The sequence below is a fragment of the Ruegeria sp. CDSC045 genome, from assembly GCF_059610725.1.
Genome location: NZ_JBXWOE010000003.1, coordinates 248,146 through 266,107 on the forward strand (window position 1 = coordinate 248,146; position 17,962 = coordinate 266,107).

Below are 17,962 nucleotides of genomic sequence, written 5' to 3' on the forward strand. Positions count from 1 at the left end.
ATGATGACCGATCTTTATCAGTCCCAACGGGCCATGCGGCAAATGCGCAGGCAGGCGATGCAACGCGGCGTTGTCGCTATTCTGGATGTCGGGAGCTCAAAGATTTCCTGCCTTGTGCTGCGGTTCGACGGCGCCGGGCGTTTGCACGAGGACAGTGGCATCGGGTCTCTGGCCGGACAATCCGGGTTTCGGGTGATCGGTGCCGCGACCACGCGTTCCCGTGGTGTGCAATTTGGCGAAGTCACTGCGATGCAGGAGACCGAGCGCGCCATTCGAACCGCGCTTCAGGCCGCGCAGAAAATGGCAGATATCCGGGTCGACCATGTGATCGCCTGTTTCTCGGGGGCAAACCCGCGGTCCTATGGTTTGGATGCCCAGGTGGATCTGGAAGGTCAGCTGGTAACCGAGGCCGAAGTCGGCCGGGTTCTGAATGCCTGTGACGTGCCCGACTATGGTGCGGGCCGCGAAGTCCTACATGCTCAGCCGGTGAATTTTGCGCTGGATAACCGATCGGGCCTGATCGACCCAAGGGGTCAGATGGGGCAATCGCTGGCCGTCGATATGCACATGCTGACCGTGGACGCGGTTGCAATCCAGAATATCGTGCGCTGTATCAAGCGTTGCGATCTCGAATTGGCCGGTATCGCAAATTCGGCCTATGTCTCGGGTATTTCGGCGCTGGTTGAGGATGAACAGGAACTGGGTGCGGCCTGTATCGACATGGGCGGTGGCACCACCAGCGTGTCAATCTTCATGAAGAAACACATGATCTATGCCGATTGCGTGCGCATGGGTGGGGATCATGTGACCAGTGACATCTCGATGGGGCTGGGCGTTCCGGCGTCTGTTGCCGAACGGATCAAAACATTCAATGGCGGCGTTCACGCGACCGGCGCGGATGATCGTGACCTGATCGACATCGGAGGGGATACCGGTGATTGGGAACATGACCGTCGTACGGTCAGCCGGGCCGAGCTGATCGGCATCATGCGCCCGCGTGTCGAAGAAATTCTGGAAGAAGTGCGTGTACGGCTGGATGCGGCTGGCTTTGAGCACATGCCCAGTCAGCAGATCGTCCTGACCGGAGGCGGTAGCCAAATCATGGGGCTGGACGGGTTGGCCTCTCGTATTCTGGGGCAGCGTGTTCGCCTTGGTCGCCCGCTGCGGGTCCATGGGTTGCCGCAATCGGCCACAGGGCCGGGGTTCTCTTCGGTTGTGGGGCTAAGCCTGTTTGCAGCCAACCCACAGGATGAATGGTGGGATTTTGAAATCCCCGTAGACACCTATTCCGCACGCCCGTTCAAGCGCGCTGTGCGGTGGTTCCGTGACAACTGGTAAGGCCGCGATCGCGGCGCTGGTCATGGCTGTGCCGTCAGCGATAGAGGCTCAGACCCGTATCACACCCGAAGCCTTCCTGGGGGCCGTTCAAGGAAAGACCGTAAAGTTTCACGTCTATGACAGCGGTATGCTGGTCGGCACCGAAGAGTTCCTGAGCCCGACTCTCTCGGTCTGGCGTATGGAGGGCAAGGGTTGTGTGTACGGGAAAATTACAACTCCTAATGGGCAGATTTGCTTTCTGTACGACGATGACGAGGATGGTCTGCCAGTTTGCTGGTGGCCGTTTTTGTATGAAGACCAGTTGATGGTGCGAATGGTCGGTTTCTCCAGGACAGAAATTCAAGAGGTCAGGGACATTTCTGAGAAAGGTCTTAACTGCCCAAGTGCCCCAATTAGCTAAAGAAAAATCTTGCAGGGGCTGTCAAAATCCCGCAAGATATCCACAGGGCCCGTCAGAGGCCTTGCGAGAGGGCTTGAGCAGTTTTCCGCAGACAGAATGTGAATGAATTGCAAGTGACGCGCCCGTCAACAGTGGCGCGAGCGTCGCATGTTTTGTGGTGCATTGAGATAATTCCGCAACATCTGGCAATATCTGCCAAATACTGTTTCCAGGTGCCTTATTTCCTCCATATTTTGTGGATTTTCGCGATTTTTGGCGTGACGTTTGCCGTTTGGATCGGTAGGATTGTTAGTGGATAGGTAAGAAAAACACCGCGTTGGCGGGTTATATAAACAGGCGGACAGAAGCATGACATTGAATCTTTCGATGCCCGGGCACGACGAGCTGAAGCCTCGGATTACAGTTTTTGGCGTTGGCGGAGCGGGCGGTAACGCCGTCAACAACATGATTGAAAAACAGTTGGACGGTGTCGATTTTGTCGTTGCCAACACCGATGCCCAGGCGCTGCAGCAAAGCCAGTCTTCGTCACGAGTTCAACTAGGCGTGAAAGTCACCGAAGGTCTGGGTGCGGGCGCGCGTCCGACAGTGGGTGCGGCAGCGGCCGAAGAAAGCATCGAGCAGATTGTAGACCATCTGGCAGGCGCGCATATGTGCTTCATCACGGCCGGTATGGGTGGTGGCACCGGCACGGGTGCCGCACCGATCATCGCGCAGGCAGCGCGTGAATTGGGTGTTTTGACCGTCGGTGTTGTGACCAAGCCTTTCCAGTTCGAAGGCGCCAAGCGGATGCGTCAGGCCGAAGACGGTGTTGAAGCCTTGCAGCGCGTTGTCGACACGCTGATCATCATTCCAAACCAGAACCTGTTCCGTCTGGCCAACGAAAAGACCACGTTTACCGAGGCGTTTTCGATGGCGGATGACGTTCTGTATCAGGGTGTCAAAGGCGTGACCGACCTGATGGTGCGTCCGGGCCTGATCAACCTCGACTTCGCGGATGTTCGCGCCGTTATGGACGAGATGGGCAAGGCGATGATGGGCACGGGCGAAGCCACCGGCGAAGATCGCGCGGTTCAGGCCGCCGAGAAGGCCATCGCGAACCCGCTGTTGGATGAAATCAGCCTCAAGGGCGCCAAGGGCGTTCTGATCAACATCACCGGCAGCCACGACCTGACCCTGTTCGAACTGGACGAAGCCGCAAACCGTATCCGTGAGGAAGTGGATCCTGAGGCGAATATCATCGTCGGCTCCACGCTGGATACCGCAATGGAAGGCGGCATGCGCGTTTCGGTTGTGGCAACAGGTATCGACGCCAGCGAAAAGCAGGATGATGTGCCTGTCGCACGTCGTTCGATGTCGGCACCGCTGACCCGTTCGGTTTCTGCAGAGGAAGCGGCCCTGGAAGAAATGTCAGTGGCGGCAAGCGCCGAACCTGAACCTCAGCCCGAACCAACGCGTGAACCTTCGCTGTTTGAAACAACTGAAGAGCCGATGGAACCGCAGTTCCAACCGCGCGCAGAACAGGATGATGACGGCCTGCCACCCCCGGCTTATCAGCCGCGCGTGGCCGAATTCGAGCCGACTCCCGAGCCGGTCGAATACGCCCCAGAAAGCTTTGTTGCACCTCAGCCGCAAGCACCCGCAGGATCGCCATCACCTGAAGCGCTGAGGCGCTTGCAGGCAGCCGTCCAGAATGTACCTCCGGCTGAAAGAGGTCATCCTGCGCCTCGGCCGCAGGAGGTCTCCGATAGTCATGGGGATGCCGACCGCCCGCGGTTTGGTTTTAACCGCCTGATTGATCGCATGACCGGCCACGCAGCCGATACTCCGGCGCAGCAACCGGCCCGCCAGCAGCCGGTATTGCGCCAATCTGACGCAACGGCACCTGCACATGTCGAGGACGACCCGGAGCAGGATCGGATCGAAATACCGGCCTTCCTTCGCCGTCAAGCCAACTGATCGCGGTAACAATATACTAAAGAGGGGCTGCCATTTGGCGGCCCTTTCTTATTTTAAAACAGTGCATTATCCCTATGTGAGCAGGGTTTTGCCGACCTGTCACATTCATGTTTCATTCGGTTGCAAAGAGTGAGTTGAGCCTTTTGACCTGCTTCCTTAGTTGAATGCCAACACGGCCATCACAGGTCGGACGCCACTCACCGAGGTCACACTTGCAACATACGCTCAAATCTCCGATCACGTTTACAGGCCTCGGGCTGCACAGCGGTAAGCCTGCGACGATGATCCTGAAGCCGGCTGCTGCTGGCCACGGCATCTGGTTCAAACGGACGGATATCGAGCTGGGCAATGCGTTGATCCCTGCAATCTACGATGTGGTCGATCGTACCCCGCTTTGTACCCGACTGGTCAATGAAGCGGGCGTTACGGTTTCCACCGTCGAGCATATCATGGCAGCTTTGGCTGGATGCGGTGTCCACAATGCGCTGATCGAGATTGATGGCCCCGAGGTGCCGATCATGGACGGGTCTTCGATTGAATTCGTTCGTGGCATCATGTTGAAAGGCGTGCGTCGTCAGGCAAGCCCGGTCCTGGCCTATGAGGTTCTTAAACCTGTGACCGCAACCCGTGAGGGTGCCAGTGCTTCGATTGCGCCTGCGGACGGTTTGATTATCGATTTTCATATCGATTTTGAAGACAGCGCCATTGGTCGTCAGACTAAGACGCTGGATATGTGCAATGGCTCTTTTGCACGCGAGCTTAGTGATTGCCGGACATTTTGCCGTCGTACCGACGTCGAAGCGATGCGCGAGAACGGCTTGGCTCTTGGCGGCACGCTTGAAAATGCTGTGGTCGTTCAGGGCGACGAAGTTCTGACCCCGGGTGGCCTTCGCCACGCAGACGAGGCAGTGCGTCACAAGATGCTAGATGCTCTGGGTGACTTGTATTTGGCGGGTGGACCGATTCTGGGTCATTTCACCGGCGACAAGTCTGGTCATGCGATGACAAACACGCTGCTGCGCAAGCTGTTTGAAACGCCCGGTGCTGTGCGTCCGATCCTGTGTACCCCCGAACAGGCCGCGCGTCTGCCCGGGCAGGGTCTGGTCTGGGACGAAATCCCCGAAGTCGCCTGATTGGTTCCACTCTGCTGACAAATCCGCCAAAGGGCCTACTAAGGCGTTTTGCACTGGAATTTTATGTGCTAGACCAAGGCCCAAACCGGGGTATTCCCATTAAGCAAGACGACAAGGATTGGCGGAATGATAGGCACCAAAGCGGCGGTCAGATTCGCAGGGGCGGTACTTCTGACAGCAGTTTTGACAGCGTGCAACAGCGGGGGCGCTGACCGCAATCAGAACCTAGAAGGGTTCACCCCCGAACAGATTTTCACGCGTGGGGAATTTGAGCTGTCGGAGAATCGTTCCGACGATGCGGCGTGGTACTTCTCAGAGGTTGAACGTCTTTACCCTTACTCTGACTGGGCAAAGCGCGCGCTGATCATGCAGGCGTTTTCGTACCATGCAGATGAGAATTACGAAGAAAGCCGTGCAGCGGCACAGCGCTATATAGATTTCTATCCAACCGACGAAGATGCGGCCTATGCCCAATATCTGTTGGCACTCAGCTATTATGACCAGATTGACGAGGTGGGCCGCGATCAGGGCCTGACGTTCCAGGCGCTTCAGTCATTGCGCACGGTGATCGAGGTCTATCCGGACAGCGAATATGCCACCTCCGCCGTGTTGAAATTCGATCTGGCCTTTGACCATCTGGCTGGCAAAGAAATGGAGATCGGACGTTATTATCTGCGTCAGGATCACTATACTGCCGCGATCAACCGGTTCCGCGTTGTGGTAGAGGATTTTCAGACAACTTCGCATACCGCTGAAGCGCTCTATCGCCTGATCGAGGCCTATCTCTCGTTGGGTCTGGTGGATGAGGCGCAATCGGCCGGTGCAATTCTGGGTTACAACTACCAATCCTCGGAATGGTATGACGCTGGCTATAAGCTGCTGACCTCTCGCGGGCTGAAACTCAAAAGCCGCGGCAACAACTGGCTCAGCACGATTTATCGCCAGACCGTCAAAGGTCAGTGGTTGTAATCGCCATGGCTAAAGGCGTGGGACGCTGAGACCCGATGCTGCGCGCCCTTGATATCCGCGATATGCTGATCATCGACCGGTTGGAACTGACGTTCCAGCCGGGATTGAACGCGTTGACCGGCGAGACCGGCGCAGGCAAGTCGATCCTACTGGATTCGCTTGGGTTCGTTCTGGGCTGGCGCGGGCGGGCAGAGCTGGTGCGTCAGGGGGCCGCTCAGGGCGAAGTTGTGGCCGAGTTCGAGCTGCACGAAAACCACCCCGCACATGCGATTTTGGCCGAAGCCGGATTGCCCGGAGGCGAAGAGCTGATCCTGCGCCGCGTGAACACAGCCGAGGGCCGGAAAACCGCATGGGTCAATGACCGGCGTTGCTCGGGCGAGGTGCTGCGGGCCTTGTCGGAAACCCTGGTGGAACTGCATGGCCAGCACGATGATCGCGGCCTGCTGAACCCACGTGGCCACCGCGCGATGCTGGATGATTTTGCCGAGGCAGGGGGGCAACTGGCCACTGTGCGCTCTGCATGGTCCGAGATGTCGCGTGCGCGCAAGCTTTTGTCTGAGGTCGAATCTGCCTTGGCTGCCATGCGGGCAGAGGAAGAATTTCTGCGCCATGCGGTCACTGAGCTTGATAAGCTTGATCCGCAGCCCGGCGAGGATGCCGAACTGGATGCAAGGCGCCGCATGATGCAGGGGGCAGAGCGGATTCGCGATGACGTCGCCCGTGCCTATGACTTGCTTGGCAGCGATGGGGCCGAGGGCGCGATGTCTGATGCTCTGCGCTGGTTGGAAGGCGTGTCCGATAATGCAGGCGGGCAGTTGGAAGAGCCTGTTGCCGCACTGGGGCGTGCACTGGTCGAATTGGGCGAGGCGCAAGATGGCGTTAATGCCAGTCTTCAGGTGCTGGACTTCAATCCGGCTGAACTGGAGGCAGTCGAGGAACGGCTTTTCGCCATTCGTGCGTTGGCCCGAAAGCATGACGTTGCCCCGGACGACTTGGGTGGGTTCGCGGAGACCCTGCGTGAGCGGCTGAACCGTTTGGATGCTGGTGACGCTGATCTGGCCGACAGGCGCTTTGCGGTTGAGACTGCGCAGGCAGTTTATCACAAGGCTGCGGAAGCACTCAGTAGCCTGCGCCAACGGGCAGCGGGTGAACTTGACACCGCTGTGATGGCCGAGCTTGCACCGCTGAAAATGGAACGCGCTGTGTTCCAGACCGAGATCACCCCGTCCGATCCCGGCCCCGAAGGTGCGGATGCTGTGGCGTTCACCGTTGCCACCAACCCCGGTGCACCGTCTGGACCGTTGAACAAAATCGCCTCGGGCGGTGAACTGAGCCGCTTCTTGCTGGCGCTCAAGGTCTGTCTGTCCGGCGATGACAGCGCGCGCACGATGATCTTTGATGAGATCGACAGGGGTGTTGGCGGCGCGACCGCGGATGCTGTTGGTAGGCGTCTGGCTGCGCTCGCGCAGGGCGGGCAGGTATTGGTCGTGACGCATTCCCCGCAGGTCGCCGCACGTGCCGCCTATCACTGGCGTGTTCAGAAACATGTGACCGATGGGCAAACTCTGTCGACCGTGGTGCCCTTGGCCCAGGCCGACCGGGTGGACGAGATCGCCAGGATGGTCGCCGGAGACACGATCACGGACGAAGCGCGCGCCGCTGCCCGTGCTCTTCTGGACGCATAGGCCCTCACAGACACGCGATCCGGCTTTTAACCGTGCCCTCCGTGGCTTAGTAAGGGGTGTATTCTGATCCCCCGAGGGCAAATGACCCAGTCAACCCGCACCGTTCTGCGCAACCAGCTCAACCAGGCTCTGGCCGCGATGAAGGACGCGTGGCGGGTGATGCGCAGGCGCGGGCCCAGCCAAATCCAGTTCTGGTTCATCGCGCTGGCGATTGGGATTGCCGCAGGCTTTATGGCATTGGGATTTCGTAAGGCAATTCAGGCATTGCAGGCCTATGTCTACGACACCGGGGATATCTCGTTACTGCACAGCCATGTGGAAAAGCTACCCTGGTTCCTGATCCTGATCACACCGATCATCGGCGGTCTTATCGTTGGCATCATCCTGCACCGGTATACCGATGACGGGCGCGTGCGTTCAGTTGCCGACGTAATCGAAGGCGCTGCCCTCACCGATGGTCGGGTCGAAGGCAAGGCGGGTATCGCGTCTTTTTTCTCCTCGCTGATTACGCTCAGCACAGGTGGGTCCACGGGTCGAGAAGGGCCGGTTGTGCATATGGCAGGCGTGATCTCGACCTGGGTCAGTAATCGTATCCATGCCGACGGAATTACCGGGCGTGATTTGCTGGGATGTGCGGTGGCGGCGGCAGTTTCGGCCAGTTTCAACTCACCCATTGCCGGTGCTTTGTTCGCACTTGAGGTGGTGTTGCGCCATTTCGCGGTGCATGCTTTTGCGCCCATCGTTATCGCTTCGGTCGCCGGGACGGTGATTAACCGGCTGGAATACGGCGACGTGACCGAATTCACTCTGGATACGCCCGGATCACTGCAATTCTATGTCGAGCTGCCCGCGTTTCTGATCCTTGGGTTGATCTGCGGGTTGGTGGCCTTGCTTCTGATGCGGTCGATCTTTTTTGCAGAAGATATTGGCAATCACATTCAAAGCCGGCTGTCCTTGCCCGGATGGCTGCGTCCTGCTGTATCAGGCGCAATGTTGGGACTGATCGCGATCTGGTTTCCCCACATCATCGGCGTTGGATACGAAACCACGATCCGGGCTCTGGCCGGAGATTTGGTTCTGACAACCGCCATCCTGTTCGCAATCATCAAAACTGTGGCTGTTGCGATCACGATGGGGGGACGTATGGGTGGCGGTGTGTTTTCACCCTCGCTGATGATAGGTGCGTTAACCGGGTTGGCATTCGGGTTGATTGCAACGGGTTTGCTGCCCGATGTATCGGGTACCCATACCCTCTACGCATTTGCCGGGATGGGCGCGGTGGCCGCTGCCGTGCTTGGTGCCCCGATTTCGACCACGATGATTGTCTTTGAACTGACCGGAGATTGGCAGATCGGTCTGGCGGTGATGGTGTCGGTTTCAATGTCCACGGCGCTGGCTTCGCGCCTCGTGGATCGATCCTTCTTCCTGACACAACTGGAACGGCGCAATGTGCATCTGGCCGCGGGGCCACAAGCCTATCTTCTGGCAATGTTGCGCGCAGGCGCAGTGATGCGACCGCTTGGCGATGCACGTTCAATCACCCGGGAAGAAGCACAGGTTTTGATTGATCAGGGTCTTTTTGTTCAAGCAAGCGCTACACTTGAGGCGGCGATGCCGTTCTTCGACCGAGACGAAATCCTCTGCATACCGGTGGTGGTGAGCGGTAATGACGGAGCTGAGACGCCAGTCGGTACGCTCTACCATATTGATGCGCTAAAGGCCTATAACCGCGCGTTGGCAGCCACGGCTGCAGAAGAACATTCATAACAGAGGCCCCTGGAACATTGGTCTTTGTCCATCTTGTTCCTTGAAACAGGCGAGGCATTGACGCGATACGATCTTTGGATCTGCACCTGCCGGGCGTGGCCAGTCGAAATCCCGAGGCTCATGTGTACGATTCTATTGCGGACTTTTGTCGGTATCTGGTCAAAGAACGGCAGTGTGGCACAGCCCAATTCCGCGGCGGCTGCGCCAATGTCTGATTTTGGAAGTTAGATTCAATTTCCGCAGAATCCGATTTGCACACTCTTTGTCTGTCATCGCGCTCTGAGGGCAACAATCCGAGCGAGTGATGAACTTTGCGCCAACACCGCTCCTTACGATCTGTTGGCATTCGCCGCTGGAAGGAGGCCATCCGGGCGTAACAGCAACAACAAGATGACTGAGGCCAGAACCATTGCATCCCGGTATGGGGCCAGACTGTCTGGCAGGAAAGCCTGTAGCAGAACCTCCAGCCCGCCGACGATGAACCCACCAAGGACAGCGCCGCCCAAGCTGCCCAAACCCCCAAGTACGGTCGCAATGAAGGCCTTGAGAACGGGGAAAAATCCCATCAGTGGATCCACTGACCCGCGTTGTGCCGTCCAGATGACAGCGGCAATACCCGCAAGTAGCCCTGACAGGGCAAAAGCCACAGCAACGACCCGGTTGGCCTTGATACCCAGCAGTTTGAGCATCTCGATATCTTCGGCAGCGGCGCGCATGGCCATGCCAATCGTTGTGCGCCGCAACACGAATGTCAGGCCTGCAAGGGCTGAAAATGTTACGATGATTGATACGGTCGGGATAATGCCAAATGTCGTCTGGCCGATATGATACGTGCCAGACCATGACGCTGGAAAAGAGATCGGGACGGGTCTGGCGGAAATTCCGTTCTGGAACAGAACTTTGAGGATCTCGGATACCGCGAAAGATGTGATCAAAAGTGCAACGACATCCGCGCCGCGCATGGCGCGAAACGCTGTACGCTCCATTGCCATGGCCATGAACACAGAAGCGCCAAGCCCGACAACAAGAGCGGCGATCGGCGGCAGGCCAAAGCTCATGGCCAGAAAGATGCCATAGCCCCCGAACGTCATGATTTCGCCATGCGCGAAATTGATCAATCGCACAATAGAGAACACAATCGCCAGCCCCAGGGCCAGCATCGCATAAATTCCCCCAAGGCTAAGCGCGTTGATCATTTGTTGAAGAAGAACATCCATCGCTCAAGCCGCCAGATATGCGGATTGCAAGACCGCGTCATTTGCTAGTTCCGACGGTGCACCGGCAGCGGCAACAGCGCCATTCGCCAGCACGACAGCATGATCGGCAATGTCCAGGGCAAGAGCCGCGTTTTGCTCGACCAGAAGCACTGAAATACCGTCGGCTTTCAATTCTTCTACGATGTCGAAAATCTGATCCACGACCTGCGGCGCAAGACCAAGCGACGGTTCGTCCAGCAACAGCAAGCGCGGTCCGCTCATCAAGGCACGTCCCACCGCCAGCATCTGTTGTTCGCCCCCCGACAAAAGCCCCGCCATCTGACGGCGGCGTTCGCCCAGGATCGGGAAACGCTCTTTCATCTCGGCCAAACGTTTGGCGCTGAGCTTCTCGTCGCCCAGAATTGATCCGGCCAGCACAAGATTTTCTTCGACCGTCAGCTGCGCAAACACGCGGCGTCCTTCCGGTGAGATGGCCACACCCGCCCGCACAATGGCGTCGGGTGCGGCCCCTGTCATATCCTTGCCAAAAAGGGAAACAGCGCCCGATACCACGGGCAAAGCACCTGCGATGGCCATGACTGTCGTTGTCTTGCCTGCGCCATTGGCCCCTAAAAGCGCCGTTATGCCGCCTTTGGGGACGATCAGGTCAATGCCCTGAACCGCGCGGATTGGGCCATAGCGGACGTGCAAGCCTTGGATATCGAGTGCTGTTTCCATTGGGTTCAGACCTTACGGCTGTGGCAGGATTGCGGGATCAGCTGAGGTGCGCAGGACAAACTCTTTTTCGCCTGCATCGGTAATCCGTGCGACCACAACATCACGCAGAGGCATCCGGTCGGTCCCCGCGAAAGTGAAGTTGGACATGATACCCTCACCATTCTCAATGCCGGCCATTGCGGCAGTCACGGCAGCAGGGTCTGTCGTGCCAGCCGCTGCGACAGCATCCTCGATCATATGCGCAATATCGCAGCCATTGACGTAGTAATTGTTGTCAGGCGTGATCCCCTTTGCAGCAGAGAACCGCGCGATGAAATCGGCATAGGCAGAGCCTTCGTCTGGGAAGCCACCAGATGTATGCGCTACGCCTGTGACGACATCACCAAGGCCGCGTACGGTTGGTGAATCGAGTACGTCACCTCCCATCACCTGGGTATCAACCCCGGCACCGCGCAGCGCACGGATGAAGGCAGGGAAATCAGGCTCCCACGCCCATGTGACGATCACGTCCGGGGTGGTATCCGCATTCTTGATGGTCGTCACGATGGCAGAAAAGTCCGGCTGGTTCAGCGAATAGTTGCTTTCCCCGACAACGGCACCACCAAGCGATGTGAAGGCCTCGCCAAAGTACTCGGGCCCACCCAATGTGTAGGCACTGTCTGGGGATTTCACGAGCCAGACACGTTCGAACCCTTGCTCGCGTGCGTGGCCTGCCAGTACGGCGGCCTGTTGGTTGTCCGCGGGGTAACTGCCAAAGACATGTTCACCGACTTGCGTCAGAACCGGGGCTGTTCCGGCAAAGGTCATTGTTGGGATGCTGTCAGCCGCTGTGATCTGGGCCGCGGCGATTGTCGGATCGGCATCGGCTGACGCCACGATGAACTGCGCGCCGTCATCGATCATTTCCTGTACAACTTTAACGCCTTCGGCGATGTCAGACCGGGTGTCGCGCACAATCAACTCAACAGGTGTTGTGCCGTTCAGGCCCCCCTTGGCGTTCATTTCGTCAATGCAGAACTGGAACCCGGCATAGGCGGGTCCGTCATAGGGGGCCAGATAGCCCGATTGCGCGGACATTACGCCGATTTTATAATTCTCAGCCATCGCTGTTCCAGCCAGGCCGGTGATAACTGCTGTTGAAAGAAGAAGGGCATTACGTATCATTTTATTGCTACCTCTGTTGGTTGACTTCGGTTGGTTTCGCTAATTTCTGCTTTTTGGGCTGTGCGCCCTTTGCCGATGTAAGCCTCGATGACTTTGGGATTTGCGCGCACGTCTTCAGGCGTGCCTTGCGCGATGACGCCACCTTGGTGCATCACCACGATCCAGTCCGACAGGCGGTTCACGAACCTCAGGTCATGATCGATCAGAAGGACACCGAGGCCGCGTGTTTTGCCGACCTTAATCAGCCGATCAGCCAGGTCATCTGTTTCGCCGGGATTCATGCCAGCGGCCGGTTCATCCAGTAAAAGAATCTTCGGGTCTTGTGCCAAAGCGCGGGCGATTTCCAGGCGCTTGCGGGCACCATATGGCAGGCTGTCGGCGCGATACCCGGCGACTTCCTCAAGATCAAAGGCATCCAGTTCACGCAGGGTGATAGCCGCGGCAGTCTTGCGGTCGTGACCTGCGGCCAAAGCGGCAACAAGAACATTTTCATAGGCTGTCAGACCGCTGAACAGGCGCAAGTTCTGGAAGCTACGCGAGACACCAAAGCCTGGCACTTTGTGATGCGAGACACGGGTCAGATCAACCTCGCCCATATGCGCAGAACCGGTGTCCGCCTGATAGGCGCGTGTCAGCAAGTTAACAAGCGTGGACTTGCCAGCACCGTTGGGGCCAATCAGGCCAGTGATGCGCCCAGTCGGAGCTTCGAAACTGACGTCTCTTACGGCTTTGACGCCTGCGAAACTTTTTGACAGGTTTGATGCTTTCAGCGTGGCTGGGACGACGGGCTCGGGCGTGCGCGCAGGAGTTACTCGGGACTTCAGGCGCCCGAGCAGATTTGCATCGGCGCCAGGGCCAAGTTCAAAGCCTCCGACCAGACCCTGAGGTCGCGCCCAGATCACCAGCAGGATGGCAAGCCCCAGGACAATCGTCGTCAGGCCAAAGACCTCGGGCAAGGTGACGCCAAGCACAGTTGAGCCGCCTTCGAACTGGCGCACAGTGTCCTGCAGCAGCGTCACCGCGATCACCCCGACCACTGCGCCGCCAACCGATGACATTCCGCCGACAATCATCATGACCACCTGCGCAAAGACGAGCCCAAGGTAGAAGGATGCGGGTGAAAATGCCCCTAGCATATGCCCGTAAAGTGCACCTGCGACTGTCGCCATGGTACCAGAGGCACACCAAGCGATGAATCTTGTGCGTCGGGCATTGATGCCAAGTGCTGTTGCGGCATCCTCATCGTCACGGGCCGCGCGGGAAAACAGGCCCAAACGGCTTTCGCGATACCAACGGGCCAGCAGGATTGCGACCGTGGCCGCGCCGAGGGCCAGAACCAGATCTGTCACCCTTGGCACACCGTAAAACGTCTGGCTGCCGCGTGTGATTTCGCGTGCGGCGATGGCCACGCCATGGGCGATGATCAGCAGGCCAAGCGTGGCAATCGTGGCAGACGCACCCACAAGCCGAGCGATGGCGCTTCCGGTTAAAGCTGCAAAGGCAAGTCCCGCAAGGGCGACCACCGGCAGCGACACCCAGATCGTTACTTCATGGCCTGCCAGAAATGACGGTAGATCCGGTAGGGCAGAACGTTGAAGAGCAGCAGGCATGGTGAGAATGCCTGACAGATAAGCGCCTAGCGCCAAAAACGCGCCATGCCCGAAAGACACAATGCCCGTGTTGCCGCAATAAATCGCAAGGGCCACTACGGCGACCACATTGACACACATCTGTACAGCAATCCGCTCGCCAGTGCGTCCAAAAATCAACGTCAGCCCAAGCACCACAGCCAGCAGCACAGCAACCGCCGCCGCCGTCCGGAGCAAGTTGGACGCCCGCAAGCGTCCGGGATGTGTATGAAGGGGGGCGATGCTCATGAGGGAATGTCCCCTACTGCTGTAAGGATTGCGTCTGCCAGCAGATCCGCCCACAGCCCGACTTGCGATTGTTCGCGGATTTGATCGTTTCGAATTTCAATCAGGCAATGCACAAGCTCACGGGGTTCTGCATGCGCTGGAATAAACCAATCGCCCTCAGTTTCGATCTGATAGGGCTTGTTCAACGCAAAGGTCATGTCAGGGCGGCGCTGCGCGATATGTGCCATCAATGCTTTGGCAGCACCGCCTGTACCGCGGCTTAAAAAGCCTGCCTGCCAAGGCCGGTCCTTGCCATCGAGATGCGGTGTAAAGGAATGGATCGAAAACGCGGCACGACGCGGACGGTTGGCAAAGAGCCGATTCAACTCTGCATCCATAGGTCGGAAGATTTCATCGACACGCATGGCCCGGCTCAATTCGGTGATCGCGCTGTTCCCCGGCACCTCAACCTGGTCGCTGATCGCAGGGACCGCCAAGGGGCTGTCAGGGGGACGGTTACAGTCAAATACCAGCCGTGAGTAATTTTGGACGACGAGAGGCGCGTTCAACTGTTCAGCCAACTGGCGCGCTACATTCTGAGCACCAATGTCCCAGCCGCGGTGGCTTTCAATGACGTCGCGGTGGACGCCCAAATCTCCAAGCATCTCGGGGACCGCATTGCCTGCATGCTCACACAGCAGCACGATCTCCGACGTGCTATCCGCATTAACGACGTCAATCGGCGCAGGATCGTTCGGCCCCAATAAGGTATGAGTACACAAATTCATGCAGCTTGGACCGCACGGTGTGTGTATCGTCTTATCATACCGAGCAGATCCTTGGGATCGTGCGGGTCGGCAATCAGATCCAGCATTTTGCTTGGGGCGCCGTCAGTCGCTTTTTGATGCAGCCAGCGTGTGGCCGAGAAATCCTCGACCACAAAGCCAACACCATCAAAAACCGTGATCTGATCTTCGGAGGTTCGTCCCTTTTTAGAACCGGTTAGAACCTGCCACAGTTCGTTGACCGCGTGATCCGGGTCGAGTTGCTGGATATCGCCCTCGATGCGCGCCTGTTTTGCGTACTCTACAGAAATGTCATTGCGCATCAGAATATCCTGTAGCCGATACTCGCAGCGGTTTTAGCTGATTTGGGGGCCAGTATACGCGTCACCATCGCCGATGTTGCCACCGTGCGAAGCGCCGTCAGAAGGGTCATTTCAGAAATGAGTCGTCGATAGCCGGTATCAACAGAGTCCAGCACACCAACGGCGGTTAGGGTTTGCAGGCCGACCTTGGTGTTCGATGGGTGCCCGTTCACGGATTTGAAGGTGTGATCCACACCATCAGAGGTTGGCATGAGTTCAATCACACCGACCTTAGAATGGGACGCAACGCGCGGTGTCTTGTCAAATACCGGCCAGCGTTTGAAATCGGCTTCGATCATATTGGCCAATTCCGCAAGGCAGTCCCGTAGGCCATGCTTGTGGACCAGGTCCCGCATGTTTTCGACGCTGACAAATGGAACCAATGCTCTGTCAGAGGGCGCACTCATCAGTATGTTCCTTCATACGCGGCGCATTTCTGTGCTGTGTCCATGTCTTTTACCGCGTCGATTTCTGCAGCCTTATGGGCGGCGTAGACGCTCGCGAAATCTGGTCCGAACCAACTGGTGACGGTCGTATCCGCCTGAAACGCCTCGAGGGCGGCCTCAAGCGTTTCGGGCAGGCGCACAAATCCACGCGCCGTGAGATCGTCCGCTGACAGAAGCGACAGGTCTTCCTCGGTCGGCGCAGGCGCTTTCAGCCCATCTTCGATCCCCTGAACACCAGCATGTACAACAGCGGCCAAAGCCAGGTAAGGCGACGCCGCTGCATCCGCCGCTCGGTATTCAATGTTGAATTGTCTGGCGATTGAAGCGGGGTCCTTTGCCGTCACAGGGCAGACCCTCAACGAGGCCTCGCGGTCTCGGAACCCGAGATTGTTATACGCAGCCGACCACCGGTGCGGAGTAAGGCGTTCGTATGACACGACAGACGGTGCCGTCAGCGCTAAAATGTTAGGCAGGTATTTTAGCACGCCAGCAGCGAACCCATCAGTAAGTCTGGACATCCCGCAGGGGCCGCTTGCATCAAATGTGACCGGCTCGCCGGCATCGTCGACAAAGCTCATGTGGATATGAACGCCATTGCCGACGCTCGCCACATCGCGGATTGGCGTAAAGGTTGCGGCCTCACCCAGATGACGCGCTGCCGAGCGAGTAAGCTCGCGCAGGATTACCGCCTCATCTGCCGAGCGCACACCCTTGGCAGGGCCGATAACGACCTCGTATTGATTGGGGCCGAATTCCTTCATGATACTGTCTGGTTCAAGCCCGTTTTCGGCGAGTGTCGCCATCAGCACTTCGCAAAGCTTCCGCTGAATCTCGAACCCTTCGCGTCCGTATCCCTGATTTTCCACCGCCGGTGGGCTTTTCAGTTGAAACTCGTGCTCGAACGCCGAGATCAGATGAATGCCCGCCACATCATGCAGGCGCTTCAGCGCGGATTTGAGGATAGCGCGCGTACAAAAGGCCCAAGGATCCCCGTCAAGCGTGACGACATCGCCCATCAGGAAATGCTCGGTCACATCTCCAAATGTCGCCCGGGCCTCTGCGTTTGCATCGGGAATCAAAAGCAAATCACCTAGCGCGCCGAACGGGCTGTCAGCGATTATGTCGAAACAGGTGATCTGCACATTGGTAGGGGTCCAGCCGACCCCCCGCACCAGCCGTTTTTCCAACTGATCAGCGGGAAAGGCTTTGCCGCGCACCTTTCCGGCAACATCGGATATGGCAGCAAAAATTAGCGGCAGGGTCATTTTTCATTTTCCTCTTGAGTAAAGCGCAAAGCATCCCAGGCCTTGATGCGGTCTCGGGTCTGTTCCCAGTTGTCCTCGGCAATCCGCGTCACGATGGCCTCGGTCACCGAGAGAGCCGCCGAGTAAGTATCCCACAAGGTGCCGCTATCAATTGGCACCGGCATGACCTCATGGGCGTGTTTGGCAATCGGTGAAATCCATTTGTCCGTCATCAGGATCACACGGGCATTCCGATCGCGTGAGGCAACAAGCGACAGCTGCTCCAGCGCCGGTTGGTAGCGGCGAAAATCAACAGCATAAAGGATATCCCCGGGCCGCATCCGCAACAGATATTCTGGCCAGCCTTCAGGCGTATCAGGCAGATGAAACACATCCTTGCGGATCTGACGCAGGTGGAACGAAAGATGCTTGGCGATCGTATCGCTGATCCGGCCACCCAGCACGTAAACGCTGCGTTTCGGGTCGGTCAGAAGGGTGCAGATCTGGTTAAACTGATCTTCGGTGATAGCATCAGCCGCCATGGCCATCTGGCTGGCCGATTTGGAAATAAAGTCCTTCAGATATCTCCCATGAACGGGCCGTTCCGCCTGGTGGAGTTGAACAGGCGAGCGGTGCCCTTCTTTCAATTCCGCGATAAGATCACGTTGGAAATCCTGATATCCATCAAGTCCAATCTTGGTAACAAACCGTGAGATTGAAGGCGGTGACACCTCGGCGTGTTTTGCCAGCTCCTGGATCGAGGAAAGGCCAGCAAATGGGTAATCCGACAGGATAGCTGCAGCAAGTTTGCGCTCTCCGCTGGTTAGCATATCGGCTGCGTTTTCGATGCGGTCTCTGATCAACATGCGCTATATGGTGGTGGAAAAATATTTTCTGTCAATCTAAATTGAATTGACTTTGGA

At 57.6% G+C, this 17,962-nt stretch carries 14 protein-coding genes and 1 pseudogene; 7 read left to right on the forward strand and 8 right to left on the reverse strand.

Annotation, left to right across the window (positions count from 1 at the left end; genetic code table 11):
• The first annotated feature begins 3 nt into the window (after positions 1-3).
• From ftsA to AC2FH6_RS08545, 7 genes are all read left to right on the forward strand, one after another.
• Positions 4-1,338 carry a cell division protein FtsA gene (ftsA, locus tag AC2FH6_RS08515; RefSeq protein ID WP_281972769.1) on the forward strand — a complete coding sequence of 445 codons (1,335 nt, stop codon included), beginning with the start codon at positions 4-6 and terminating at the stop codon, positions 1,336-1,338.
• Entirely contained in the window at positions 1,325-1,738 is a 414-nt protein-coding gene (locus tag AC2FH6_RS08520) for a hypothetical protein (RefSeq protein ID WP_271950279.1), read from the forward strand. The genes ftsA and AC2FH6_RS08520 overlap by 14 nt, the downstream gene beginning before the upstream one ends.
• Before the next feature lie 348 nt (positions 1,739-2,086).
• Positions 2,087-3,694, forward strand: coding sequence for a cell division protein FtsZ (gene ftsZ, locus AC2FH6_RS08525; RefSeq protein ID WP_282027540.1), 1,608 nt, complete (start codon positions 2,087-2,089; stop codon positions 3,692-3,694).
• Between the two features lie 212 nt (positions 3,695-3,906).
• A complete protein-coding gene (lpxC, locus tag AC2FH6_RS08530) occupies positions 3,907-4,827 on the forward strand; it encodes a UDP-3-O-acyl-N-acetylglucosamine deacetylase (protein WP_185956629.1) in 921 nt (306 codons plus the stop codon).
• A 126-nt stretch (positions 4,828-4,953) separates the two neighbouring features.
• Positions 4,954-5,796 carry an outer membrane protein assembly factor BamD gene (locus AC2FH6_RS08535; protein WP_142635022.1) on the forward strand — a complete coding sequence of 281 codons (843 nt, stop codon included), beginning with the start codon at positions 4,954-4,956 and terminating at the stop codon, positions 5,794-5,796.
• A 35-nt stretch (positions 5,797-5,831) separates the two neighbouring features.
• Complete coding sequence (recN, locus tag AC2FH6_RS08540) at positions 5,832-7,481, forward strand: DNA repair protein RecN (RefSeq protein ID WP_496702091.1); 1,650 nt, start codon at positions 5,832-5,834, stop codon at positions 7,479-7,481.
• Between the two features lie 81 nt (positions 7,482-7,562).
• On the forward strand, positions 7,563-9,248 hold the full coding sequence (locus AC2FH6_RS08545; RefSeq protein ID WP_142635018.1) for a chloride channel protein: 1,686 nt from the start codon (positions 7,563-7,565) through the stop codon (positions 9,246-9,248).
• 329 nt (positions 9,249-9,577) lie between these two features.
• Here AC2FH6_RS08545 and AC2FH6_RS08550 read toward each other — a convergent pair whose 3' ends face one another.
• From AC2FH6_RS08550 to AC2FH6_RS08585, 8 genes and pseudogenes are all read right to left on the reverse strand, one after another.
• The gene (locus AC2FH6_RS08550; RefSeq protein WP_496690891.1) at positions 9,578-10,465 is read right to left on the reverse strand and encodes a branched-chain amino acid ABC transporter permease; all 888 of its coding nucleotides are present in this window, start codon (positions 10,463-10,465) and stop codon (positions 9,578-9,580) included.
• A gap of 3 nt (positions 10,466-10,468) precedes the next feature.
• On the reverse strand, positions 10,469-11,182 hold the full coding sequence (locus AC2FH6_RS08555) for an ABC transporter ATP-binding protein (protein ID WP_496702094.1): 714 nt from the start codon (positions 11,180-11,182) through the stop codon (positions 10,469-10,471).
• A 12-nt stretch (positions 11,183-11,194) separates the two neighbouring features.
• Positions 11,195-12,346 (reverse strand): ABC transporter substrate-binding protein, encoded by a 1,152-nt coding sequence (locus tag AC2FH6_RS08560; RefSeq protein ID WP_496702096.1) that lies wholly within the window; start codon positions 12,344-12,346, stop codon positions 11,195-11,197.
• Positions 12,343-14,223: a branched-chain amino acid ABC transporter ATP-binding protein/permease gene (locus AC2FH6_RS08565; RefSeq protein ID WP_496702097.1), complete on the reverse strand. Its 1,881-nt coding sequence runs from the start codon at positions 14,221-14,223 to the stop codon at positions 12,343-12,345. The genes AC2FH6_RS08560 and AC2FH6_RS08565 overlap by 4 nt, the downstream gene beginning before the upstream one ends.
• A complete protein-coding gene (locus AC2FH6_RS08570; RefSeq protein WP_496690888.1) occupies positions 14,220-14,990 on the reverse strand; it encodes an N-formylglutamate amidohydrolase in 771 nt (256 codons plus the stop codon). Before AC2FH6_RS08570 ends, AC2FH6_RS08565 begins: the two co-directional genes overlap by 4 nt.
• Positions 14,987-15,756: pseudogene (locus tag AC2FH6_RS08575) on the reverse strand (Rossmann-fold NAD(P)-binding domain-containing protein). Before AC2FH6_RS08575 ends, AC2FH6_RS08570 begins: the two are co-directional and overlap by 4 nt.
• A complete protein-coding gene (locus AC2FH6_RS08580; RefSeq protein ID WP_496702098.1) occupies positions 15,756-17,060 on the reverse strand; it encodes a glutamine synthetase family protein in 1,305 nt (434 codons plus the stop codon). Before AC2FH6_RS08580 ends, AC2FH6_RS08575 begins: the two are co-directional and overlap by 1 nt.
• A complete protein-coding gene (locus AC2FH6_RS08585) occupies positions 17,057-17,905 on the reverse strand; it encodes a MurR/RpiR family transcriptional regulator (RefSeq protein WP_496702099.1) in 849 nt (282 codons plus the stop codon). Before AC2FH6_RS08585 ends, AC2FH6_RS08580 begins: the two co-directional genes overlap by 4 nt.
• Positions 17,906-17,962 lie beyond the last annotated feature (57 nt).

Bases quoted from the DNA above. Each gene is read 5' to 3' on its own strand.
- recN (WP_496702091.1), top strand. From the start codon at position 5,832: ATGCTGCGCGCCCTTGATATCCGCGATATGCTGATCATCGACCGGTTG.
- ftsA (WP_281972769.1), top strand. From the start codon at position 4: ATGACCGATCTTTATCAGTCCCAACGGGCCATGCGGCAAATGCGCAGG.
- AC2FH6_RS08585 (WP_496702099.1), bottom strand. From the start codon at position 17,905: ATGTTGATCAGAGACCGCATCGAAAACGCAGCCGATATGCTAACCAGC.
- AC2FH6_RS08560 (WP_496702096.1), bottom strand. From the start codon at position 12,346: ATGATACGTAATGCCCTTCTTCTTTCAACAGCAGTTATCACCGGCCTG.
- AC2FH6_RS08555 (WP_496702094.1), bottom strand. From the start codon at position 11,182: ATGGAAACAGCACTCGATATCCAAGGCTTGCACGTCCGCTATGGCCCA.
- AC2FH6_RS08565 (WP_496702097.1), bottom strand. From the start codon at position 14,223: ATGAGCATCGCCCCCCTTCATACACATCCCGGACGCTTGCGGGCGTCC.
- AC2FH6_RS08570 (WP_496690888.1), bottom strand. From the start codon at position 14,990: ATGAATTTGTGTACTCATACCTTATTGGGGCCGAACGATCCTGCGCCG.
- AC2FH6_RS08535 (WP_142635022.1), top strand. From the start codon at position 4,954: ATGATAGGCACCAAAGCGGCGGTCAGATTCGCAGGGGCGGTACTTCTG.
- AC2FH6_RS08580 (WP_496702098.1), bottom strand. From the start codon at position 17,060: ATGACCCTGCCGCTAATTTTTGCTGCCATATCCGATGTTGCCGGAAAG.
- AC2FH6_RS08545 (WP_142635018.1), top strand. From the start codon at position 7,563: ATGACCCAGTCAACCCGCACCGTTCTGCGCAACCAGCTCAACCAGGCT.
- ftsZ (WP_282027540.1), top strand. From the start codon at position 2,087: ATGACATTGAATCTTTCGATGCCCGGGCACGACGAGCTGAAGCCTCGG.
- AC2FH6_RS08550 (WP_496690891.1), bottom strand. From the start codon at position 10,465: ATGGATGTTCTTCTTCAACAAATGATCAACGCGCTTAGCCTTGGGGGA.